Source organism: Promicromonospora sp. NPDC050262 (assembly GCF_040655935.1).
In the GTDB taxonomy this organism is placed as follows: domain Bacteria; phylum Actinomycetota; class Actinomycetes; order Actinomycetales; family Cellulomonadaceae; genus Promicromonospora.
The window spans coordinates 158788-181033 of sequence record NZ_JBFAKX010000014.1 but is presented as its reverse complement, the minus strand read 5'-3'; the positions used below and the strand labels follow the sequence as shown (position 1 = coordinate 181033).

The following is a 22246-nucleotide window of genomic DNA, read 5'->3' as shown; positions in this document are numbered from 1 at the left end:
CGACCGGTCAGGCCCAGGGTCTCCACGAGGGTGTTCAGCCACGCACGGTCCAGGGTCGCGCCGGCGAGCTCGACGGGCAGCGTGATGTTCTGCTCCGCGGTGAACATCGGCAGCAGGTTGAACTGCTGGAACACGAACCCGATCCGGTCGCGCCGCAGCCTCGTGAGGGCCTTGTCGTTCAGGCCGGTGATCTCGGTCTCGCCGAGGAACGCCTGTCCGCCGGTGGCGGAGTCCAGGCCGGCCAGCAGGTGCATCAGGGTCGACTTGCCGGATCCGGACGGGCCCATGATCGCGGTGAACCGGCCCTGCTCGAAGTCGACGTCCACGCCGTCCAGGGCGCGCACGATCGCCTCACCCTTGCCGTACGTCTTCGTCAGGGAACGGGCGCGCACTGCGGGCGACGACCCGGGCGCGTACACGGTGGTGTCCATGGGAAGGACGCTACGGACCGGGGGCACCCGACGGCGTCCGGCTCCGGGCTGGTCTTGGTCGGCCCCTGGGTCATACCCAGGTCGTACGACCCACCCTGACCAGCCCGGGGGCGTGCGTCAGTCCACGGCGTCGAGCTCGATGACGATGCCGTGCGCGGGGTGCAGCAGCGGGAGCCGCAGCCCGACTGCGCCCAGCGCCGCGCCGGGCACCTCGGCCGGCGCCTCACCCGGCGCCGCGAACAGTGGCGGGGCGTTGCGGGGCGGGTCGGCGGCCAGCGGCAGCGACACGCGGTACCGGCGTGCCGGGTCCAGGCCCGGCACGCGCAGCAGCGCGGGCAGCGACCGGTCGCCGGTCACCGACCGCACCACGCGCACCACCGCCCTGCTCCGGTCGGGCGCGACGACGACGGTCGCGCTCGTCCCCGTGTCGCCGGTCGGCGGGTGGTGCACGTCGCCGGCGTGCAGCAGCGGCCGCAGCCGCCGGTACGCGGCGATGCCGTCGCGCAGCCGCTCCAGCTCGTCCGGCGTGCCCGCCGTCAGGTCCCACTCGATGCCGAAGTGCCCGGTCAGCGCCACGGCGATCCGCAGGTCGAGCCCCGTGGCGCGCCGGGTCGTGTGGGCCACCGGCGGGCCGACGTGCGTGCCCACGAGCTCCGGGGGCAGCAGCAGCTCGGTCCAGCGCTGGATGGCCAGCCGCTCGACCGGGTCGTTCGTGTCCGAGGCCCACACCCGGTCCGTGTGCTCCAGCACGCCGAGGTCCACGCGCGCCCCGCCCGAGGCGCACGCCTCGATCTCCAGCCCGGGGTGCCGCGCCCGGAGCGCCGCCAGCAGCCGGTAGACCGCCGCCGTGTGCCGGTGCACGTTCGCCCGGCCGGCGGTCACGGCCTCGATGAGGTCCCGGTTCTGGTCCCACTTGACGTAGTCGAGCCGGTACTCCGTCACGAGCGCCGAGACCGCCTCCAGCAGGTGGTCGAACACCTCCGGCCGCGACACGTCGAGCACGAACTGGTTGCGCCAGGGCCGCACCTCGTTCTCCACCGGCTGCAGCAGCCAGTCCGGGTGCTCCCGCGCGAGCTGCGAGTCGAGGTTCACCATCTCCGGTTCGAGCCACAGCCCGAACTCCATGCCCTCGTCGCGCACGACGTCGACCAGCGGGTGCAGCCCGTCCGGCCACGGCTCGGGGTCGACGCGCCAGTCGCCCAGGCCGGCCGAGTCGTCGCGGCGGCCGAGGAACCAGCCGTCGTCGAGCACGAACCGCTCCACGCCGAGGTCGGCGGCGAGGCGGGCGAGCCGCTGGAGCTTGCCCAGGTCGTGGTCGAAGTAGACGGCCTCCCAGGTGTTCAGCGTCACCGGGCGGGGCGTGCGCGGGTGCCCCGGGCGGCCGCGCACGAACCGGTGGAACCGCTGCCCGACGCCGTCCAGACCCCCGTCGCTCCACACGAACAGGGCGGCCGGGGTGCGGAACGAGGCACCGGGCCCGACCGTGATCTCGCCCGGCCGCAGCAGCGGCCCGGCGCCGAGCACCGTGCGGCTCTCGGGCAGCGCGTCGACCCGGTGCACCGAGTCGCCGCTCCACGCGAGGTGCACCGCCCACACCTCGCCCCGGCCGTCGTCGAACCCGGGGGTCCCGAGCGCGAGCACGAGCGGGGAGTCGTGCCCGGTGCGGCCGCGGCGCGACTCGCGCGCGTGGCTGCCCTGCGCGAGCGGACGGCGCTGCGGCGTGCGCTCGCGCGTCCAGCGCCCGGAGAAGTCCAGGACCTCCGCCGCGAGGTCGCCGACCGGCAGCGTCGCCTCCAGGATCGCGAGGTCGACCGGCTCGGCGCCCGTGTTGTGGAGCTCGTGCGCCACGGCGAGCACCCCCGACGGATCGAGGGCGAGGTCGACGACGACGCGCAGCCCCACAGCCTCGGCGGTGACGCGCAGGTGCCGCTCGTCGCCGTCGGCCGCGGTGCGCCGCCAGCGCGGCAGCAGCGCCCGGCGGCCCACGTGCCCGGCGAGGCCCGGGCGGCCCTCCCAGCCGTCGTGCTCGCCGGGGAGCACCGTGAGTGGCCACGGCGCATCGAGCGCGCTGGGCGACGCCGGGCGCGCCACCGACCGCAGCAGCCGCCGGGCGTCGTCCGCGCCGAACGGGCCGACGTCCCGGCCCCAGTGCACCACCTCCGGCAGCCCGTCCCGCGGCAGGGCGACGACGACGCCGACGCCGGCCGCGCGCAGCACGTGCACGCGCGGGCCGGCGCCGGGGTCGGCGCCGGTCAGCTCGGTGCCGGCAGGGCCGGTCACCTCGGTCGCGTCGAGCGTCACTCGGCGGCGCTCTCGCGCAGCACGACCACGCGGCCCGCGGGCACGAGCGCCGCGCCGTCGAACGTCGTGTCGTCCAGGAGCGAGCGGCCGGACACGGCCACCGTCTCGTCGGCGTCGGAGTGGTTGACGAGGAACAGGACGTCGCCGTCCGGCGTCCGCCGTCGGACCGCCTCGATCCCCGTGCCCGCCTCGACCGCGCGGGGCAGGCCGAGCTCGTCGATGAGCCGGTCGGCGATCCGCGTGGCCGAGTCGAGCGGGAGCTGCGCCGACACGTACCAGGCGGCGCCGTCGCCGACGGCGTTGCGGGTCACGGCCGCCCGGCCGGCGGAGTCCCCGTCGGCGTAGGTCACGACCGCCTCGGCACCGTGCAGGTTGGTGTCCTCGCTCCAGTCGGTGACCTCGCCGCCGTCGGACAGGCGCACCGTCTCGTCCGCCTGCAGCGGGCGGAACTCCTCGGTCGTGACGCCGAGCAGGTCGCGGAACGCGCCGGGGTAGCCACCGCCGCGCACGCGGCTGGTCTCGTCGACGACGCCCGAGAGGTACGTGACGAGCGCCGTGCCGCCGCCGCGCACGAACGCGTCGACCCGCGCCGCCTGCGCGTCGGAGACCACGAGCAGCGTGGGCAGGACCACGAGGTCGTAGCCGTCGAGGTCGGCGTCGACAGGAAGCACGTCGACCAGCACCTGCCGCTGCCAGAAGACCCGGTGCCAGAGCCGGGTCTCGCGGGAGTACCGCAGGGCGCGGTGCGGCTTGAGCCCCTGCTGCAGCGCCCAGGCCGACTCCTCGTCGACCAGGAGCGCCACCTTGGCCGGCTCCACCGGCGAGCCCGCGATGCTCCGGAGCCGCCGCAGCGCGTCGCCGAGCCGCACGACCTCGCGCCACACGCGGCTCTCCGTTCCGGCGTGGGGCAGCATCGCGGAGTGGAACTGCTCGGTCCCCGCGGTCGAGGCCCGCCACTGGAAGAACATCGCGCCGTCCGAGCCGCGGGCCACGTGGGCGAGCGCGTTCCGGAGGATCTCGCCGGGTGCCTTGGCGCGGTTGCGCTGCTGCCAGCTCGGCGCCCCGGTGGAGTGCTCCATGAGCAGCCACGGCGTGCGGTCGGCGGCCAGGCCGCGCATCCGGTCGGCCGCGAAGGCGAGGTCCTGCTCGCGCACCGGGTCGTCCACGATCGTGTAGTGGTCGTTCGCCACGACGTCGACATGCGCGGCCCAGTCGGAGTAGTCGACCACATGGCGGCCGGAGCCGACCATGAAGTTGGTGGTGACGGGCGCTTCGCTGTGCGCACGGAGCACGGCCGCCTCGGCGAGGTAGTGCTCGAGCAGCTCGTCGGAGGAGAACCGCTCGTAGGCGAGGAACAGCCCCGGGTTCACCTTGTGCTGCTCGCTCCGGGGCGGCTCGATGTGGTCGATGTCCGCGAAGGTGTGGCCCCAGAACGCCGTGCCCCACGCGGCGTTGACCGCCTCGACGGTGCCGTACTCCGCCCGCAGCCACTCCCGGAACCGGGCCGCCGACACGTCGCACCAGCACCGCCCGTTGCCGCCGCCGAGCTCGTTGCTCACGTGCCACAGGCGCACCGCGGGGTGGTCGCCGTAGCGCTCGGCCAGCGCGGTGGTGATCCGCAGCGCGTGCTCCCGGAAGACTGGTGAGCTCGCGCACCAGCCGAGCCGCCCGCCGGGTTGCTCCCGCACGCCGTAGGCGTCGACCGGCAGCACCTCCGGGTGCGCGTGCAGCAGCCAGCTCGGCGGCGCGGCGGTCGGGGTGGCGAGGTCGACGGCGATGCCGGACTCGTGCAGCAGCCCGATGATCTCGTCGAACCAGCCCCAGTCGTACTCGCCCTCGCGCGGTTCGAGCAGCCCCCAGGAGAACACGCCGAGAGTGACGATGTTGACGCCCGCCTCGCGCATGAGCCGCACGTCCTCGCGCCACACCTCGGGCGCCCACTGCTCGGGGTTGTAGTCGCCGCCGTAGCTCAGGCCGTCGGTCGGCCAGCCGGTCAGGGCGTGGCGGGTGGGGGGTCGTTCGGTAGCGCGGCGGGCCATGGGGCATCCCCTTCGATGTCGGCGAGGAGGCAGTCGCCTCCTCGCTCAGACTTGTCGAGAACCCGGGCGTTTGTCAATCTGTGAAACAAACATGAGGCGGCGGACTCAGAACTGGAGCATCGTGCGGATGCCCAGCACGGCCCCTCCGCGCGCCCACTCGTCGAACTGGAACGGCTGGATGTCCAGGGACAGCGGGGGGATGCCGGGGGCGCGTACCTGTTCGATCGTCGCGTACACCTCGTCGCCGGCGAGCTCCATGACGACCAGCCCGTCGCCGGCGAGCACGATCTTCTCGGGGTCCAGGGCGTTGGCCACCGTGCCGATGAGCACGCCGAGCGCATGGCCCGCGTCGGTGAAGGCGCGCCGGGCGCCCGCATGGCCGTCGCGCGCGAGCTCGACGGCGCCGGCGAAGTCGAGGCCGGGGACCCGGAGCGCGTCGACGATCGCAGCGTTCGGCAGCAGTGCGCTCACGCAGCCGCGGTGTCCCTGGCCGCAGATGGGCCCGGCGGAGTCGACGGGCAGGTGGTCGAGCCTGCCGGCGCGCCCGTGGTGGCCGGTGACGACGCGGTCGTCGACGACGAAGCCGGTGCCGACACCGGCGCCGACGGTGATGAGTGCGAGCGAGCTGCAGCCCACGCCCGCACCGAACCAGTGCTCGGTGGCAGTGAGCGCGCGCACATCGTTCTCCGCGCTCGCCGGGATGCGGAGCCGGGCGGTCAGCCGCTCGGCGAGATACACGTCGACCCAGCCCAGGAACTGGGACTTCTTGACGACCTGCCGGCCGTCCAGCAGGGTCAGGTCGCCCGCGAGAGCGACGCCGCAGGCGACGATCGTGCCGTACTCCTCGACGAACCGGGCGTGGATGACGGCGATCTGGTCGATCACCGCGTCGGGTTCGCGCGAGCTGATGGGCTCCTCGTGGACGGCCACGATGCGCGCGCCGAGGTCGGTGACGACTGCGAACACGGTGTCCCCGGTGAGCTTCACCCCGAGGAAGTGCCGCGCGTCGTGCCGCACGACGAGCAGCTCGCTCGGGCGCCCGGTCGCGCCGCGCAGCTCGACGGCGCCCTCGGCGACGAGCCCGTGGTCCATGAGGGCCCGGGTGGCCCGGGTCAGGCTCGCCCGCGACACACCGAGCCGCCGTGCGATCTCGGCACGGGGCAGGGGTCCGTGGATGAGCAGCTCGCGCAGCACGCCGCGCTCGGCGTCGGCCAGCACCGGCCACACAGCCGCGCTCGACGGCACCTCGGACTGGGCTCGCGACATCCCGCACCTCGTCTCCTCGCCCCGGATCCTAACCATCTTCCGAGGTCGAACGGGCCGCATCGCCTCCAGCGGCGAAAAGCGTCTTTGTTTCACTGATTGACAAAGCATGCCCCCGCCGCCATGCTTTGGTCCAGTTGGCGCATGATCGCCGACTCGCACCCGTCAAAGGAGACCCCCATGCGAATCAGACCCCTCGTGGCGTCCGCGACCGCCGCCGTCAGTGCTGCCGCCGTCCTGACCGGCTGCGGCGCCGCCGGCGGTGCCGGTACCGACGGGCCCGTCACCCTGGAGCTCTGGTCCTGGACCGCCGAGGGCCAGAGCGTCGTCGACCAGTGGAACAGCGAGAACCCGGACATCCAGGTGAAGCTGACCGATGCCGGTGGCGGGGACGAGTCGTCCCAGAAGCTGCTGACCGCGTCGCGTGCCGGGAACGCCCCCGACCTCGCGCTCGTCGAGTACACGACCCTCCCGTCCCTGATCGTCGCCGACGTCCCGCAGGAGATCACGGACTATGTGGGCGACGTGCAGGACGCCTTCACCGAGGGCACCTGGGCCCAGACGACGTTCGACGGCGCCGTGTTCGGCGTGCCGCAGGACGTCGGCCCGATGGCGTTCGTCTACCGGACCGACCGCTTCGAGGAGCTCGGCGTCCCCGTGCCCACGACGTGGGAGGAGTTCCGCACGGCGGCGGCCGCCGTCAAGGAGGCCGACCCGGACGCCGTCATCACGAGCCTGCCACCCACGGAGTTCGGCTTCTTCGCCGGCGTCGCCACGCAGGCCGGCGGCGAGTGGTGGTCGGTGGACGGCGACGAGTGGACGGTCGGGATCGCCGACGAGGCGTCGCTCGAGGTGGCCGACTACTTCGAGGAGCTCGCCACCGACGGCCTCATCCAGACCGAGCCGCTGCTGACCCCGGAGTACAACGCCATGGTCAACGCCGGCACGATGCTCTCCTGGCCCTCGGCCGTCTGGGCGCCGAGCGTGATCGAGTCCGTCGCCCCCGACACCGCCGGCAAGTGGGCGATGGCGCCGCTGCCGCAGTGGACGCCCGGCGACAAGGCGGTCGCCTACCAGGGTGGCTCAGCCCTCGTCGTGACGAAGGACAGCGAGCACCCCGAGGAAGCGGCCAAGTTCGCCACCTGGCTCAATGCCAGCGAGGAGGGCAACGGCCTGCTCCTGGACACGCAGAGCCTTTACCCGGCCTCGGACGAGGGCCAGGAGATGGCGGAGAGCAACGACCCGCCGAGCCTCATGCCGCAGCAGAAGGACTTCTACTCGGTCGCCGCTGACATCTCGTCCGACACCGTCCCGGTGACCTGGGGGCCGGACGTGAACCTCGCCAAGTCGGTGTTCGAGGACGAGCTGGGCAAGGCCATCAAGAACGGCACACCCTGGCGTGACGCGTTCGTCGCCACGCAGGACGCGGTGGTGGCCGACATGAAGGAGACCGGGTTCACTGTGAGCAACGGCTGAGGACGGCAACGATGTCGACCACCGTGCAGGCCCCACGCCGCCGTCCCCGACGGTGGCAGGTCGCGCCCTACCTGTTCACCGCCCCCGCGGTGATCCTCTATATCGCCTTCATGCTCGTCCCGGTCGGCTACGCCGTCTGGCTGAGCCTGCGTGCCTACCGCATCGAGGGGGCGCTCCTGGGGCGCAAGACCGACGTGTTCGTCGGCCTCGAGAACTATGCCGCCGTGCTGACCAACCCCGACTTCGCCGCCGGGTTCGGTCGGCTCGCGGTCTACGGCATCATCGCGGTGCCCCTCACGCTCGGGCTGGCGCTCCTGTTCGCGCTCGTGCTGGACACCCCGGCCGCGCGGCTCAAGCGGTTCGGGCGCACGGCGATCTTCATCCCCTATGCGGTACCCGGCGTCGTCGCCGCGCTGCTGTGGGGCTTCATGTACCTGCCGAGCACGAGCCCGTTCTCGTACCTCACGCGGGCGGCCGGGCTGGGCACCATCCCGTTCCTCGAGGAGCCGGGGCTGTTCGGCTCGCTGGCGAACATCGCGGTCTGGGGCGGCGTCGGGTTCAACATGATCATCATCTACACGTCGCTGCGGAGCATCCCGAGCGAGATCTACGAGTCCGCCCGTCTCGACGGCGCCAGCGAGACACAGATCGCGCTGCGGATCAAGGTGCCGCTCGTGGTGCCGGCCCTCGTGCTCACCGGCGTGTTCTCGCTGATCGGCACCCTGCAGCTGTACAGCGAGCCCGCGACCCTGCAGCCGATGACGAGCGCCATCTCGAACACCTGGGTCCCCCTGATGACCATCTACCGCGACGCCTTCGGGACCGACGACCTGCCCCAGGCCGCCGCCGCGTCCACCGTGCTCGCCGTCGGGACCGTGCTCGTCTCGGTGATCATCCTGCGGATCGTCAACCGCAAGCGCATGGGAGTCGAACGATGACCACCACCACCACCGCCCGCCCGGGACCGGCGGCGACCGCCGGACGGCGTCCGTCCGACCGCGCACGCACCCGCAGGCGCCAGGGAGGCTGGGGCGTGCTGCCCACGATCGTGCTGCTGGTCGGCGCGATCTACTGCCTCATCCCCGTGATCTGGGTGTACGTGGCCGCGAGCAAGACCCGCGGCGAGCTGTTCACCACGTTCACCTTCGCCCCCGGCACCGGGCTGTGGGAGAACCTGGTCGCGCTGTTCGCCTACGAGGGCGGGCAGTACCTCCTGTGGTGCCTCAACTCGCTGGTCTACTCCGGCGTCGGGTCGCTGCTGTCCGTGCTCGTCTCGACCATGGCCGGGTACGGCCTCGCGAAGTACGAGTTCCGCGGCCGCTCGTTCCTGTTCCTGTCGATCCTCGCCGGCGTGCTCATCCCGGGGATCGTGCTCGCGGTGCCGCAGTACCTGCTGCTGTCGCAGCTCGGGCTCGTCGGCACCCACTGGTCGGTGCTGCTGCCGAGCATCATCAGCCCCTTCGGCATCTACCTCTCGCGCGTGTACGCGATGTCGGCGGTGCCGCAGGAGACCCTGGAGGCCGCGCGCATCGACGGCGCGGGGGAGTGGCGCATCTTCCAGACCATCGTGCTGCCGCTCATGGTGCCCGGCATGGTCACCGTGTTCCTGCTGCAGTTCATCGGCACCTGGAACAACTTCCTGCTGCCCTACATCATGCTGTCGGACCAGGACCTGTACCCGCTCACCGTCGGCCTGTTCACCCTGCTCGCGAAGGGATCGGGCTCGCCCGCGCTCTACTCGGTGGCGATCACCGGCGCCGCGGTGTCGATCATCCCGCTGCTCGCGCTCGTGCTGTTCCTGCAGCGCTACTGGCGCCTGGACCTCGTGTCCGGCGGGCTCAAGGGGTAGCGCCGCCCTCTCCACCTTCTCTGTTCGACCTGAAGTGTTCGACCTGAAACGAGGACCATGCAGATCCATGACCTGGGCGGCGACGCCTGGACCGTTCGAGCCCTGTCCGGACCCGTGCCCGAGCAGCTGCGCGAACGGCTCACGACCGGCGTCCCGGCGACCGTGCCCGGCGTGGTGCATCTCGACCTGCTCGCCGCACAGCTCGTCCCCGACCCGTACGACGGGGAGAACGAGGCGGCCCTGCAGTGGATCGGGCTGACCGACTGGGAGTACTCGCGCACCTTCGAGTGGGCGGGCACCGGCGAGGCGCGCACGCAGCTCGCGGCCGACGGTCTCGACACCGTCGCGACGGTCACCCTCAACGGCGTCGAGGTCGGCCGGACGGCGAACCAGCATCGCAGCTATCGCTTCGACGTCGCCTCCGCGCTGCGCGAGGGGCAGAACGAGCTGCGTGCCACGTTCCGCTCGCCCGTCGAGTACGCCCGCGAGCAGGAGCTGGTGCTCGGCGAACGGCCGCACGTGAACCACCACCCCTACAACGCCATCCGCAAGACGGCGGCGAACTTCGGCTGGGACTGGGGCCCCGACGTCGCGACCTCCGGTATCTGGAAGGCGCTGCGGATCGAGAGCTGGTCGGGGGCGCGGATCGCGAGCGTACGCCCGCTCGTCACCCTGGACGGATCGACGGGGCGGCTGACGGCGCACGTCGCGCTGGACTGGGCCGGCTCCGACCCTGCCGGCTCCGACCCCGTCGACGTGTCGCTCGACCTCGAGGGCAACGCCCTGTCGGCCCAGGCGCGGCCCGGAGCGGCCGAGGTCGTGCTCGAGCTCGAGGTGCCCGACGTCGAGCCGTGGTGGCCGCGCGGCTACGGCAAGCAGCGGCTCTACCCGCTGACGGTCACCGTTCCCGGGCAGCAGTGGGAGTCGCGTGTCGGCTTCCGGGACGTCGCGCTCGACACGACGCCGGACGCCGACGGCACGCCCTTCACGATCGTCGTCAACGGTCAGCCGGTGTACGCGAAGGGCGTCAACTGGATCCCGGACGACACGTTCTTCCCCCGCATCACGCGGGCCTCCCTCGGACGCTCGCTGACCGACGCGGTCGAGGCGAACGTGAACCTCGTCCGCGTGTGGGGCGGCGGCATCTACGAGAGTGAGGAGTTCTACGACCTCTGCGACGAGCTCGGGCTGCTGGTCTGGCAGGACTTCCTCCTGGCCTGTGCCGCGTACTCCGAGGACGAGCCGCTGTGGAGCGAGTTCGAGGCCGAGGCGCGCGAGGCCGTGACCAGGCTCACCGCGCACCCGAGCCTCGCGCTCTGGAACGGGAGCAACGAGAACATCGTGGGCTGGGTCGACTGGGGCTGGCGCCCGCGGCTCGCCGGCGCGACCTGGGGCGACGGCTACTACACGGAGCTGTTCCCGCAGATCGTCGCCGAGCTCGCCCCCGGCACGCCCTACTCGGCCGGCAGCCCGTTCGGCTTCTCGAAGTACGTGCACCCCAACGACCCGGCTCACGGCACCGTGCACATCTGGGACATCTGGAACCAGGTCGACTACACGCACTACCGCGGCTACCGGCCCCGGTTCGTCTCCGAGTTCGGGTTCCAGGGCCCGCCTGCCTGGTCGACCCTCACCGCCGTCGTGCACGACGAGCCCCTCGATCCGTTCGGCCCCCAGATGTTGGTGCACCAGAAGGCGAACGACGGCAACGGCAAGCTCGAACGCGGCCTGGGCACGCACCTGCCGCGACCGGGCGACATCGACACCTGGCACGCGACCACCCAGCTCAACCAGGCCCGGGCCGTCGCCTACGGGATCGAGTGGTTCCGGTCGCTGTTCCCGCTGAACACCGGAGCGATCGTCTGGCAGCTCAACGACTGCTGGCCCGTCGTCTCGTGGGCCGCCGTCGACGGGCTCGGCCGCCGCAAGCCGCTCTGGTACGCGCTGCGCAAGGCTTTCGCCGACCGGCTGGCGACGATCCAGCCGGCCGGCGAGGGCGCCACCCTGGCGCTGCACAACGACACCACCGAGCCGTGGAGCGCCCACGTCGTGCTGTGCCGGATCACCCTCGACGGCACCGAGCTCGCCCGTCACGAGACGGAGGTGCTGGTCGAACCGCGCACCCTGGAGCGACTCGAGCTCGGTGCCGACCTGCTCGCGCCCTCCGATCCCGGTGGAGAGCTCGTCGTCGCCGAGCTGTCGACAGGCGAGCGTGCGCTGCACTACTTCGTCGAGGACACCGAGCTCGCTCTGCGCGACGACGCCCTCACCGTCGAGACCGCGCGCGACGGGGACGAGGTGGTGCTGCGACTCAGCGCCACGTCCGTGGTCAAGGACGTCGTCGTGCACGCCGACCGGGTCGACCCGGAGGCAACAGCGGACGAGTCCCTCGTCACGGTGCTGCCCGGCGAGACGCGCGAGGTGCGCATCCGCACCTCCGCCGAGCCCGAGGCACTCACCTCGGCCCCGGTCCTGCGCTCGGTCAACGACCTCGTCTGAGACGACTACCTGGTGCAGAACGCGTCTCGCTGCTGATTCCCATGTCGAACGTAGGGTCGGTCGCTGCACGTGGGCGCACGCAGCGACCAGCCCTACGTTCGGCCACCCTGGTCGAGGTCGCCGGCCGGCGGGCGGTCTCAGGCGTCCCAGGCGATCGTGAACTCGGCCAGGTCGATCTTGCCGTCCTGGTCGTGGTCGGCCTTGCCGAAGATCTGGTCGAGGTCCTTGTCCGTGGTCTCCTCGCCGCGCGTGGCCATGGCCTGGCGGAACTCGTCCGCGGTGATGCGGCCGTCGCCGTCGGAGTCGAACTCGACGAAGGTCCGGGTGAGCTCGTCGGCAGCCATGCTGATACCTCGCAAAGTCGGAAACGATTCGGAGAGTATGCAACCACATATCGGTTTGATCGGTCGTTGAATTGCTGGGCGGTAAGTCCGATACGGTGCGGCGTGCCGAACGTCGAGACCCGGAGGTCCGGACCATGAGGTTGTACGCCGCCGCGCCCGCCAGGGGCGCCCGCCAGGTGCTCGGTGACCTGCTGCTGCTCGCCTGGATCGGGGCCTGGGCGTGGGCCGGCCGCGAGGTCTGGGCGGCGACCCTGGAGCTCGGCCGGCCCGGCCGCGCGACGGCCGGCGCCGCCGACGACATGGCCGCCCGGTTCCACGACGTCGAGGGCCGCATCGACGGCATCCCCGGCGTGGGCGACGACCTGGCCGCGCCCTTCGGCGGCGCCGCGGACGCCGCCGAGAGCCTGGCTGAGGCGGGCCGCTCCCAGGCCGAGACGGTGGCCGACGTCGCGCTGCTCGCCGGGCTCGCGGTGTTCCTCGTCCCGGTGCTGCTGGTGGCCGTGCTCTACGTGCCGCTGCGGGTGCGGTTCGTGCGGCGGGCGAGCGCGGGCCGCCGGCTGGTCGGGGCCGACCCGGCGCTGCTGGCGCTGCGCGCCCTGACGAACCAGCCGCTGCGGGCCCTGACCAGGATCTCCGACGACCCGGTGCGCGCGTGGCGGGACGACGACCCCGACGTCGTGCGGCGGCTGGCCGACCTGGAGCTGCGGGCGCTCGGTCTGAAGCGGTAGCCGGGCTCAGGAGGCGGGCGCGGTCCGCGTCGCTCGCAGCCGGTCCGTCCCGGCGAGCAGGTCGCTGAGCCCGCCGCGGGCGTCCTCGATCACGAGGGCCTCGGCGGCCGCGGCGTCGCCCGCGCGCAGCGCGGTGACGAGCGCCCGGTGGGTGGCCCAGCGCTCCATGCCGAACTCGTCGTCGTGCGCGACGCGCTCCAGGCGCCGCGCGCGCTGCTCGGGGCGCGAGAAGACCCGGGTCTGGTCGAGCAGCCGCACCAGCACGGGGTTGCCCGCGCAGGCGTCGACGGTGTCGTTGAACTGCTGCATGACGTCCAGGAGCTGGTGGAGCTGCCGGGTGACGTCCTCGCCGGACCGGTGCCGCTGCCGGGCGACGATCAGCAGGTCGTCGGCCTGGTCGAGGAGGGCGTCGAGCCGGTCGAGCCGGTCCGGCGTCGCGTGCCGCGCGGCGAACCGCGCGACCATGCCGCGCAGCGCCACCTCGACCTCGGCCAGGTCCTGGACGGCGGTGTCCCCGATGGGCGAGACCTTGACCGTGCGGGGCCCGGTCCGCTCCAGCAGGCCGTCCTGCTCGAGCCGCCGGATCGCCTCGCGCACCGGCGTGGGGCTCACCGAGAGCCGTTCGGCCAGCCCGCGCTCGGTCACCTTCTGGCCCGGGCGGAGCTCGCCGGTCGTGATCGCGTCGCGGATGGCGCGGTAGGACCGGTCGGCGAGCGTGTTGCCGGCCAGGGCTGCCAGGGCTTCGGAGGTCACAGCCCCATCCTAGGCCCGTGCTATCGCAGCCCGCTTTTGCAACCGTTGACAGTTTTGCTATAGCAAAAGTACGGTGAGCCCGACACGCCGACGTGGCCACGACGAGGTGGCAGAGGGAGAAGGTTCCATGTCCACCACCGCGCCGCCGGTGCGGCACGCGCAGACCAGGATCACGTTGCTGGTGGCGCTGGCCGTCTTCGCCCAGGAGTCCACCTGGAACTTCTACGACGCCCAGGTGCCGCCGCTGCTGCGGGAGCACATCACCAGCGCGGCGCTGGTCGGCTTCCTGATGGGCATGGACAACCTGCTCGGCGTCTTCGTCCAGCCCTGGCTCGGCAACCGCTCCGACGGCACGCGCACGTCGTGGGGCCGCCGCATGCCGTACCTCGTGGTCGGCATGCCGGTCGCCGCCCTGCTCTTCCTGGTGCTCCCGCACGTCGCCGCGTCGCTGCCGCTGCTGGTGGCGGTCATGTTCTGCTACGCGCTGGTCGCCAACGCGTTCAAGCCGATCGCCGAGTCGCTGGTGCCCGACTTCGTGGCGCCCGAGAAGCGGAGCCGGGCCAACGCCGCCGTCAAGATCGCCTCCAGCCTGACCGTGATCGTCGCCGCGCTGATCAGCATCCTCGTCGTCGACGAGCACCCCGGGATCGCGTTCGCCATCCCGTCGGCGCTCATGCTCGTCTCGATCGTGGTGCTCGGCCTCACGGTGCGCGACAGCCGTTCGCCCGGCTACCAGGCGGCCCTGGCCGAGGACGCCGCGGACGCCGCCGCACCCGCACGGCCGGGCGTGCGCCGGGTCGTGCTCGACATCGTCCGCGACCCGGACCGCAGCCGGCTGCTGATGATGGTCGCGATCCTGCTCTTCGGCAGCGCCTGGTCGGCGTCGCGCGCCCTGGCCACGCCCTACGGCATGGAGGCGCTCGGCCTCTCCCGCGGCGACGCCGGCGGTCTGCTCCTGCCGAGCGGCGTCGCGTTCCTGCTCGCCGCCTACCCGACCGCGCTGCTCGCCGAACGCATCGGCCGGCTGCGGACCATGATGATCGGGATGTCGCTCTTCGCCGCGGCGATGGTGGTGGGCACCGTGGCGCAGACCCCGGCGGGCACCGTCGTCGCCTTCTGCGTCGGTGCCGCGGGCGCCGCCGCCTTCCTGGTCAACGCCGTGGTGGTGCTCTGGAACCTGGCCCCCTCGGCGCGCGTCATGGGCACCTACGCCGGGCTCTACGCCGTCGGCTGGGCCGGCGGCGGGTTCGTGGGCCCGGCGCTGGTGGGCGGCATGGTCGACCTGACCGGCTGGACGCTGATGCTCCTCGACGTCGCCGTCGTCGCGGTGCTCGGTGTGCTCGCCGTCGCCCGGGTCGAAGCCCTGCAGCGGCGCACCGACACCGCGAAGGCGGTGTGAGCGATGACCCGCGTGCTGATCACCACCGACTACCTGCGCCCCGGCGACGACGTCGACCGTTACCTGCGGTCCGCCGGCCTGGAGACGGCGCACCGGCCGCTCGTGGGGCGCCGCGACCCGGAGGATCTGGTCGCCGCGCTCGACGGCGTCGAGGCGGCCCTGGTGGCCAACGAGCCGATGACGGCCGACGTGCTGTCGCGGGCCCCGCGCCTGCGCGTCGTGGTGCGCACCGGCGTGGGTTACGACTCGGTCGACGTCGCGGCCGCCGCCCGCCGGGGCGTCACGGTCAGCAACCTGCCCGGGATCAACGCCAACGCCGTGGCGGAGTACACGCTCGGCCTGCTCCTGGCCGCGGCCCGGCGCCTGGTCCAGAGCGCACGGGGCGTGGCGGACGGCGGCTGGCCACGCGTGGACGGGCACGAGCTGCGCGGCGCCACCCTCGGGCTGATCGGCTACGGCGCGGCCGCCCGCGCCGTCGTGCCCCTCGCGCGTGCGTTCGGCATGACCGTGCTCTGCACCACCCGCGTGCCGGAGCCGGAGCGCATCGCGGTGCCCGCGGAGCCCGTCGAGTTCGTCGACCTGGCAGAACTGCTGGCCCGGTCCGACTACGTGTCCGTCCACACCGCCCTCACCGACCGGACCCGCGGCCTGATCGGACCCGCCGAGCTGCGGCAGATGAAGCCCACCGCCGTGCTCGTGAACACCGCCCGCGGCGCCGTCGTCCAGGAGCGGGCCCTCGTGGACGCCGTCCGCGACGGGGAGATCGCCGGGGCCGCGCTCGACGTCGTCACCGAGGAGCCGCTCCCCGCGGACGACCCGCTGCGGGGCGTGGACGGCATCGTCGTCTACTCCCACATGGCCGGGCAGACCGCGCAGGCGCGCGCCGCCGCGGGCCTGGAGGGCGCGGCCGAGCTCGTCGCGGCGCTCGCGGGCCGCCCCCGGTACGCCGTCAACGCCCACCTGCTCGCCGTCCCGGCGACGACCCCCGAGGAGACCGCATGACCAGCAGCCCACCCGAGTTCCGCATCGCGGTGATCCCCGGGGACGGGATCGGGACCGAGGTGATCCCGCCCGCCCTCCAGACCCTCGACCTGGTGGCCGCCCGGCACGGGTTCGTGCTGCGCTACGACCACCTCGACTGGTCGTGCACCCGTTACCTGGTCACCGGCGCGATGATGCCGGACGACGGGCTCGACCGGATCGCCGGGCACGACGCCGTGCTGCTCGGGGCGGTGGGGTGGCCCGGCGTGCCCGACCACGTCTCGCTGTGGGGGCTGCTCATCCCGATCCGGCGGCGGTTCCGCCAGTACGTCAACCTGCGGCCCATCCGGGTCCTGCCCGGGCTGCCGGGCCCGCTGCGGGACGCGGGCGCCGTCGACCTCGTCGTGGTGCGCGAGAACGTCGAGGGGGAGTACAGCGAGATCGGCGGGCGCCTGAACCGCGGCCTGCCCGACGAGATGGCCGTCCAGGAGTCGGTCTTCACGCGCCCGGGGGTCACCCGCATCGTGGACCACGCCTTCGAGCTCGCGGCGACCCGGCGCGGCGACGTCACGTCGGCGACCAAGTCGAACGGCATCGTGCACACCATGCCGTTCTGGGACGAGATCGTCCGCGAGCGCGCCGCCCGGTACCCCGGGGTCACGTGGCGGCAGGAGCACATCGACGCCCTGGCCGCTAAGCTCGTGCTGCGCCCGTCGGCGTACGACGTGATCGTGGCGTCCAACCTGTTCGGCGACATCCTCAGCGACCTCGCCGCCGCCGTCGCGGGCAGCATCGGCATCGCCCCGGCCGGCAACATCGACCCCTCCCGGCAGTTCCCGTCGATGTTCGAGCCCGTGCACGGCTCGGCCCCCGACATCGCCGGCCAGGGCATCGCCAACCCGGTGGGCGCACTGTGGTCCGCCTCGATGATGCTCGACCACCTGGGGCAGCCCGGCGCCGCGCGGGACGTCATGGCGGGGATCGAGACCGCGCTCGCCGACGGCGGCGTGCGCACCCCCGACCTCGGGGGCACCGCGACCACCCGGGAGATGACCGACGCCGTCCTGGCCGCGATCACCGCAGCGCCCACCGGCGCGTGACAGAGATGAGAACCATGGACAACGCACCCGCCGGCTCCGTCCGGATCCTCACGCCGAGCGGCATGCTCGGCGCGGGCTGGGACGAGTCGACGATCGAGCGCGGCCTCGCGCTCGGCGTCGACGTGATCACCCTGGACGGCGGCTCCACCGACTCCGGCCCCTACTACCTGGGGTCGTCGACCCCCAAGACCGCCGCCCAGGCCGTGGCCCGCGACCTGCGCAGCCTGCTCAAGGCCGCGGCCCGCGCCGACGTGCCGCTGATCATCGGCTCGTGCGGCACCAGCGGCACCGACTCCGGCGTCGACTGGGTGGCCGGGCTCGCGGCCGGGGTGATGGCCGAGGAGGGGCTGGACCTCAAGGTCGCCCGCATCTACAGCGAGCAGGACGCCGCGGACCTCAAGGAGCACCTCGACGCCGGCCGGATCCACGCCCTGCCGCCCCTGGGGGAGCTGAGCGCGGAGACCCTGGAGAGCTGCACCCACGTCGTGGGCATGATGGGCCACGAGCCGATCGTCGAGGCGCTCGAGGCCGGAGCGCAGGTGATCCTCGCGGGCCGGGCCACCGACACGGCGCTCGCCGCGGCGTACCCGCTGCTCAAGGGGATGCCGGCCGGCCCCACCTGGCACGCCGCGAAGATCGTCGAGTGCGGCGGGCAGGCCACGACCAACCCGCGCACGGGCGGGGTCCACACGACGATCGACGCCACCGGGTTCACCATCGAGCCGCTGGACCCGGAGACCGCGTGCACACCGCGGACGGTCGCGGCCCACATGCTCTACGAGACCGTCGACCCGTTCCAGATGCGCGAGCCCGACGGCACGCTCGACGTCCGCGACGCCGTCTACACGGCGCTCGACGAGCGGACCGTCCGGGTCGAGGGCTCGCGGTTCCACGTCGCCGACCAGCACACCGTCAAGCTGGAGGGCGCCCGGATCACGGGCTACGAGACCATGTCGTTCTCGGCGATCCGGGACCCGCTGATCCTGCGGGACATCGACGCCTGGGCGGACCTGATGCGCACGATGATCCGGCAGTGGGTGAGCGGCACGCTGGGCCTGGCCGACGACGAGTACGCGTTCGACCTGCGCCTGTACGGCCACGACGCGGTGCTGGACGACCTGGAGCCCGAGAGCGGGCCGCCGCGCGAGGTGGGCGTGATGCTGCTGGTCGACGCGGCCGACCAGGCCACGGCGACGGCGGTCGCCAAGCTCGTCAACCCGCTGATGCTGCACCTGCCGACGCCCGCCATGGGCTACCTGCCCAGCCTCGCGTTCCCGACCTCGCCCGCGGAGGTCGAGCGCGGCGCCGCCTACGAGTTCGTGCTCAACCACGTGGTGGACAGTCCCACCCCGACCAGCCTGTTCCGCATCGAGTACGGAGTGCAGCGATGACCGACCCCCTGACCAGACCCACCAGCCCCACCGTCGCCGACCTCGCCCACGAGGTGCGGTCCAAGAACGCCGGCCCGTTCTGGGTCACCATGGAGCTCTTCATGCGCGACGCCGCCGGCTACCGCGTCGTGGCCGACGAGGAGTTCATCAACGAGGACGTGGTCGCCGGCCTGTACGGGGTCGAGGCGAGCGCGGTGCGGATCTTCCGGATCCCGTCCCTCGACGTCGTCAAGATCTCCTTTCCCCGGCCGGTCTCGCAGGGCTCGCTCCGGGACCGGGACGTGCATGCGGGGCAGCACCACGTCCCGCTCGCGCTGCTGCGGGTTCCGGAGGGCGCCCCGGCGCGTGGATAGGCTTGCGGCGTGGATCACTCAGCGGCTCAGGGCGTCCGACGTGTCGACTTTCTCCCCTGGGAGTACGACCCCGCCTCGGCGGAGGGCGCGGCGCAGGCGGCCCGGCAGCGCGAGCTGGTCGACGCCGGGGCGCAGCTCGGGGCGGGCGTCTTCGTCGCCCCGAACGCCGCGGTCTACTGCGACCGGCTCGCTCTCGGCGACCGCACCTACGTCGCGGCGCTCGCCTACCTCTCGGGCGACCTGACGATCGGGGCGGACTGCTCGGTCAACCCGTTCGCCGTCGTGCGCGGGGAGATCCGGATGGGGGACGGCGTGCGGATCGGCGCGCACACCTCGATCCTCGGGTTCAACCACCAGATGGCCAACGACCGGCCGGTCTTCCAGCAGGGCACCTGGAGCAAGGGCATCACCATCGGCGACGACGTCTGGATCGGCTCGAACGCCACGATCCTGGACGGCGTGACCGTGGGCGACCACGTCGTCGTCGCGGCCGGCGCCGTCGTCACCAAGAACGTGCCCGACTGGGCCGTGGTCGCGGGCAACCCCGCGCGCGTGCTGCGCGACCGCCGCGCGGAGACGAAGGGCGCGACCGCCGGTGACCTCGCCGCCCGGCTGGCGGCCTTCGGCGACCGCGCCCGGGAGCAGGCCGGCGACGTGCTGGCCCGCTGCTTCGAGGACGGGCGGTTCGTCGACCGCCCGTCCGCCGCCGCGGGACCGCTGCCCCTGGCCGTCCGCCCGTGGGCGGACGCCGTCGAGATCGCCGACCTGCTGCTCGGCACCCCGCCGCCCGGGTTCGACGCCGCCGACCTGGTCCGGCGGCTCACCGCCCGCCAGGACCCCGCGACCGGGCTGATCCCGGAGGGCGACCTCTCCGACCGGGGTCTGTCGGCCGGGACCGCCGAGCAGCCGGACGCCGCGGACGAGCCGCTCTCGCCCACGGACGGCGCCGCGGCCTACCACGTGCTCAGCGTCGGCTACGCGGTGCGGCTGCTCGGCGCACGCCTGCCGCACCCGGTCCGCGCGGTGCACGCGCTGGGCGACCGCGACGTCGTCGCCGCCCTGGAGGCGCGCGACTGGGGCGCCCAGGCCTGGGGGAGCGGCGCCGCCGTCGACTCGCTGGCCACGGCCTGCGCCCTCAACATGGCCGACTTCTCCGAGGAGCTGCCCGACGGCGGCGTCGGCCCCCTCCACGGGCTGCTCGGCTGGCTGACCGCGCGGGCGAACCCCGCCACGGGCCTGTGGGGCGCGCCGCAGCCCGTGCCGCGCTGGCTCCAGGCGGTCAACGGGTTCTACCGCCTGACCCGCGGCTCGTACGCCCAGTTCGGGCTGCCGCTGCCCTACCCCGAGGCGGCGGTCGACACGGTGCTGGAGCACGCGGCCGACCCCGTGCTCGCGACTCCTGACGGCTACACGGCCTGCAACGTCCTCGACATCGTGCACCCGCTCTGGCTCGCGGCGAAGCAGACCGCGCACCGGCGCGCCGAGGGCGAGGCCTGGGCGCGCGACCAGCTCGACCGGGCGCTGGAGAACTGGGCCGACGGCGCGGGCATCGCGTTCGCCCCGCGCGGCGACGGCCCCGACGGCGTCCCCGGTCTGCAGGGCACCGAGATGTGGCTGAGCATCGTCTGGTACCTGGCCGACCACCTCGGCGTCGCGGACTCCCTCGGCTACAGGCCGCGGGGCGTGCACAACCCCGACCCGCTGGTGCGGCTGACGCCGGTCGACGAGGCGGGCTGACCGGGCCGGACCGCGGCGAGGTCAGGTGTTCTGGACGGCCGCGATCGCGATGGCCGCGCTCGCGGTGGTGACCGCGATGGTGGTCCTGAGCACGGCCTCGCCGGCGGCGGCCGCGCCCCAGTCGCCCTGCTCCAGCTCCTTGCCGCGCGTGTAGACGGCGCCGGACCAGGGGATGTCGCGGTGCAGCGTCGGCAGGCTGCCGCTGGCCGAGAGCAGGGCCGCGAGCACCGCGGTGCGCGGGTCGGGGTCGGCGCCGTCGGCCAGCACGGGACGCACCGCGGCGACGAGCTCCGCGCGGCGGGGCGTGCCGCCGTCGGTCAGGGCGGTGGTGGGGATGAACCCGAGCGCCTTGCGCTTCTCGCGGCCGACGTGGCCGCGCTCGACGAGCCGGTCGAGCAGCGGCTCGCGCAGCCGCGGGCCGGCCTCGGCGAGGAACGTCTGCGCGCCGCGTGGCTTCTCGACGAGCAGCTCCCAGCGTTCGCGCAGCAGCGGGTCGGCGGGTGGGCTGCCGGCGTTCGCGGTGATCCGGGGCCCGGTCAGGCCGGGCTTGCCGTCGATCTCGACGTGGTCGCCCACCGCGAGCTCGGTGAGCACCGCGCCCGCCAGCGTGTAGAAGAGCGTGTTCTCCCCGGCGATGGTGCCCGACCGGGGGTCGAACAGCAGCAGGAGCAGGTCCTCGGCGATCAGCGCGGTGTCGGGCGTGGTCGGTGCGGTCAACGTCTCGTCCGTTCGTCGGGGTCGGCTGGTCGGGGCGTCCGGTCCACGACGAGCTCCTCGTCGTCGAGCCGTTCGTCAGTCTGTCCGGTGACGATCAGGTGCGCGCGGTAGAGCACCTCGAGCTGCGCCGGGTTGTAGAACTCGCGCAGCGCCTGCACGACGGCGCTCCCCGTCAGGCCGGGGCCGTGCAGCGAGTGCGAATCGGCGTCGCCGAGCGCGGGGTAGGTCGCAAGCTGCTGCCGCATGATGGGCGCGATCCGCTCGGCGAGCGCCTGCCGGGTCGCGCGGTCCGCGTCGGCGGGCAGCGTCTCGAACTGGTCGTCCGCGTCCGTGTGCGGCTGGTCGTGCATCAGGTCGCGCAGCGCGTCCATGGCGTCGTCGTCGAACACCTGGGCGTAGATCATCAGCATGGAGCGGTCCACGTCGGTCAGGTCGCGCGCAACGGCGCTGAACCCCACCGGCAGGTCCGCCGGGGCGCGATGGCGCAGGATGACCGCCAGCTCCGCCCGGACGCGCTGGAGCCGGGTGATCGTCGCCTCCAGCTCGGAGTCGAGCACGCGGAGCGCCTCGTCGGGATCCTGGTCGGCGCGGCTCATCGTGGCGATCTGCGCGAGCGGCACGCCGAGGTCGCTCAGCCGCTTGATCTGCAGCAGCCGCACCAGGTGCGCGGTCTCGTACTGCTTGTACCCGTTCGAGCGGCGGGCGGGCTCCTCCAGCAGGCCGATCTCGTGGTAGTGGCGGACGGCCTTGATCGTGGTCCCCGCGATCTCCGCGAGCTGGCGGGTGCTCCAGGCCACTGTCCGCTCCTCTCGGTCCGCCGGCGGACCGCCGGCAGACACCAGTCCAAACCATGCCCCCGGGGCACAGTCAAGCGGAGCGGATGTC

At 73.2% G+C, this 22246-nt stretch carries 19 protein-coding genes; 11 read left to right on the top strand and 8 right to left on the bottom strand.

The features are described from left to right. The 4 genes from AB0I29_RS20550 to AB0I29_RS20535 form a co-directional block, all read right to left on the bottom strand. Positions 1-431 (bottom strand): ATP-binding cassette domain-containing protein (locus tag AB0I29_RS20550; RefSeq protein WP_357485030.1); only part of this gene is annotated, 431 nt, incomplete at its 3' end. 117 nt (positions 432-548) lie between these two features. Then, entirely contained in the window at positions 549-2732 is a 2184-nt protein-coding gene (locus AB0I29_RS20545) for an alpha-galactosidase (RefSeq protein ID WP_357485027.1), read from the bottom strand. Continuing rightward, positions 2729-4771 carry a beta-galactosidase gene (locus AB0I29_RS20540; protein ID WP_357485024.1) on the bottom strand — a complete coding sequence of 681 codons (2043 nt, stop codon included), beginning with the start codon at positions 4769-4771 and terminating at the stop codon, positions 2729-2731. Before AB0I29_RS20540 ends, AB0I29_RS20545 begins: the two co-directional genes overlap by 4 nt. Positions 4772-4876: 105 nt before the next feature. Further along, positions 4877-6037, bottom strand: coding sequence for an ROK family transcriptional regulator (locus tag AB0I29_RS20535; RefSeq protein ID WP_285106598.1), 1161 nt, complete (start codon positions 6035-6037; stop codon positions 4877-4879). 177 nt (positions 6038-6214) lie between these two features. Between AB0I29_RS20535 and AB0I29_RS20530 the strand changes: the two genes are divergently transcribed. The 4 genes from AB0I29_RS20530 to AB0I29_RS20515 are packed head-to-tail and all read left to right on the top strand — an operon-like array spanning position 6215 to position 11858. Next, the gene (locus AB0I29_RS20530) at positions 6215-7510 is read left to right on the top strand and encodes a sugar ABC transporter substrate-binding protein (RefSeq protein ID WP_357485019.1); all 1296 of its coding nucleotides are present in this window, start codon (positions 6215-6217) and stop codon (positions 7508-7510) included. An 11-nt stretch (positions 7511-7521) separates the two neighbouring features. After that, positions 7522-8448: a sugar ABC transporter permease gene (locus AB0I29_RS20525; protein ID WP_357485015.1), complete on the top strand. Its 927-nt coding sequence runs from the start codon at positions 7522-7524 to the stop codon at positions 8446-8448. Further along, positions 8445-9359: a carbohydrate ABC transporter permease gene (locus tag AB0I29_RS20520; protein WP_285106603.1), complete on the top strand. Its 915-nt coding sequence runs from the start codon at positions 8445-8447 to the stop codon at positions 9357-9359. The genes AB0I29_RS20525 and AB0I29_RS20520 overlap by 4 nt, the downstream gene beginning before the upstream one ends. Positions 9360-9416: 57 nt before the next feature. After that, a complete protein-coding gene (locus tag AB0I29_RS20515; RefSeq protein WP_357485010.1) occupies positions 9417-11858 on the top strand; it encodes a glycoside hydrolase family 2 protein in 2442 nt (813 codons plus the stop codon). Positions 11859-11995: 137 nt separating this feature from the next. Here the strand turns inward: AB0I29_RS20515 and AB0I29_RS20510 are convergent, their stop codons facing one another. Next, the gene (locus tag AB0I29_RS20510) at positions 11996-12202 is read right to left on the bottom strand and encodes an EF-hand domain-containing protein (protein ID WP_285106608.1); all 207 of its coding nucleotides are present in this window, start codon (positions 12200-12202) and stop codon (positions 11996-11998) included. A gap of 134 nt (positions 12203-12336) precedes the next feature. Here AB0I29_RS20510 and AB0I29_RS20505 point away from each other — a divergent pair, with 134 nt between their 5' ends. Next, on the top strand, positions 12337-12930 hold the full coding sequence (locus AB0I29_RS20505) for a hypothetical protein (RefSeq protein WP_357485005.1): 594 nt from the start codon (positions 12337-12339) through the stop codon (positions 12928-12930). 6 nt (positions 12931-12936) lie between these two features. Here the strand turns inward: AB0I29_RS20505 and AB0I29_RS20500 are convergent, their stop codons facing one another. Next, positions 12937-13683, bottom strand: coding sequence for a GntR family transcriptional regulator (locus AB0I29_RS20500; RefSeq protein ID WP_357485001.1), 747 nt, complete (start codon positions 13681-13683; stop codon positions 12937-12939). 127 nt (positions 13684-13810) lie between these two features. Between AB0I29_RS20500 and AB0I29_RS20495 the strand changes: the two genes are divergently transcribed. The 6 genes from AB0I29_RS20495 to AB0I29_RS20470 are packed head-to-tail and all read left to right on the top strand — an operon-like array spanning position 13811 to position 20644. Continuing rightward, positions 13811-15082 (top strand): MFS transporter, encoded by a 1272-nt coding sequence (locus tag AB0I29_RS20495; RefSeq protein ID WP_357484998.1) that lies wholly within the window; start codon positions 13811-13813, stop codon positions 15080-15082. Between the two features lie 3 nt (positions 15083-15085). After that, complete coding sequence (locus AB0I29_RS20490; RefSeq protein ID WP_285106616.1) at positions 15086-16084, top strand: phosphoglycerate dehydrogenase; 999 nt, start codon at positions 15086-15088, stop codon at positions 16082-16084. After that, positions 16081-17163 carry a tartrate dehydrogenase gene (locus AB0I29_RS20485; protein ID WP_357484993.1) on the top strand — a complete coding sequence of 361 codons (1083 nt, stop codon included), beginning with the start codon at positions 16081-16083 and terminating at the stop codon, positions 17161-17163. The genes AB0I29_RS20490 and AB0I29_RS20485 overlap by 4 nt, the downstream gene beginning before the upstream one ends. 14 nt (positions 17164-17177) lie before the next feature. Beyond that, positions 17178-18554, top strand: coding sequence for an acyclic terpene utilization AtuA family protein (locus tag AB0I29_RS20480; RefSeq protein ID WP_285106620.1), 1377 nt, complete (start codon positions 17178-17180; stop codon positions 18552-18554). After that, positions 18551-18907 carry a DUF4387 domain-containing protein gene (locus tag AB0I29_RS20475; protein WP_285106622.1) on the top strand — a complete coding sequence of 119 codons (357 nt, stop codon included), beginning with the start codon at positions 18551-18553 and terminating at the stop codon, positions 18905-18907. Before AB0I29_RS20480 ends, AB0I29_RS20475 begins: the two co-directional genes overlap by 4 nt. A 9-nt stretch (positions 18908-18916) precedes the next feature. Further along, the gene (locus AB0I29_RS20470) at positions 18917-20644 is read left to right on the top strand and encodes an acyltransferase (protein ID WP_357484988.1); all 1728 of its coding nucleotides are present in this window, start codon (positions 18917-18919) and stop codon (positions 20642-20644) included. Between the two features lie 21 nt (positions 20645-20665). On the opposite strand, the gene AB0I29_RS20465 is transcribed toward AB0I29_RS20470, so the two are convergent. Then, complete coding sequence (locus AB0I29_RS20465; RefSeq protein ID WP_357484985.1) at positions 20666-21361, bottom strand: GPP34 family phosphoprotein; 696 nt, start codon at positions 21359-21361, stop codon at positions 20666-20668. After that, positions 21358-22158 carry a MerR family transcriptional regulator gene (locus tag AB0I29_RS20460; protein WP_357484982.1) on the bottom strand — a complete coding sequence of 267 codons (801 nt, stop codon included), beginning with the start codon at positions 22156-22158 and terminating at the stop codon, positions 21358-21360. The genes AB0I29_RS20465 and AB0I29_RS20460 overlap by 4 nt, the downstream gene beginning before the upstream one ends. Between the last annotated feature and the right edge of the window lie 88 nt (positions 22159-22246).

Coding starts and splice junctions, on each gene's coding strand:
- AB0I29_RS20490 (WP_285106616.1), top strand. CDS start 15,086: ATGACCCGCGTGCTGATCACCACCGACTACCTGCGCCCCGGCGACGAC.
- AB0I29_RS20520 (WP_285106603.1), top strand. CDS start 8,445: ATGACCACCACCACCACCGCCCGCCCGGGACCGGCGGCGACCGCCGGA.
- AB0I29_RS20535 (WP_285106598.1), bottom strand. CDS start 6,037: ATGTCGCGAGCCCAGTCCGAGGTGCCGTCGAGCGCGGCTGTGTGGCCG.
- AB0I29_RS20485 (WP_357484993.1), top strand. CDS start 16,081: ATGACCAGCAGCCCACCCGAGTTCCGCATCGCGGTGATCCCCGGGGAC.
- AB0I29_RS20495 (WP_357484998.1), top strand. CDS start 13,811: ATGTCCACCACCGCGCCGCCGGTGCGGCACGCGCAGACCAGGATCACG.
- AB0I29_RS20510 (WP_285106608.1), bottom strand. CDS start 12,202: ATGGCTGCCGACGAGCTCACCCGGACCTTCGTCGAGTTCGACTCCGAC.
- AB0I29_RS20525 (WP_357485015.1), top strand. CDS start 7,522: ATGTCGACCACCGTGCAGGCCCCACGCCGCCGTCCCCGACGGTGGCAG.
- AB0I29_RS20540 (WP_357485024.1), bottom strand. CDS start 4,771: ATGGCCCGCCGCGCTACCGAACGACCCCCCACCCGCCACGCCCTGACC.
- AB0I29_RS20530 (WP_357485019.1), top strand. CDS start 6,215: ATGCGAATCAGACCCCTCGTGGCGTCCGCGACCGCCGCCGTCAGTGCT.
- AB0I29_RS20480 (WP_285106620.1), top strand. CDS start 17,178: ATGGACAACGCACCCGCCGGCTCCGTCCGGATCCTCACGCCGAGCGGC.
- AB0I29_RS20475 (WP_285106622.1), top strand. CDS start 18,551: ATGACCGACCCCCTGACCAGACCCACCAGCCCCACCGTCGCCGACCTC.
- AB0I29_RS20505 (WP_357485005.1), top strand. CDS start 12,337: ATGAGGTTGTACGCCGCCGCGCCCGCCAGGGGCGCCCGCCAGGTGCTC.
- AB0I29_RS20515 (WP_357485010.1), top strand. CDS start 9,417: ATGCAGATCCATGACCTGGGCGGCGACGCCTGGACCGTTCGAGCCCTG.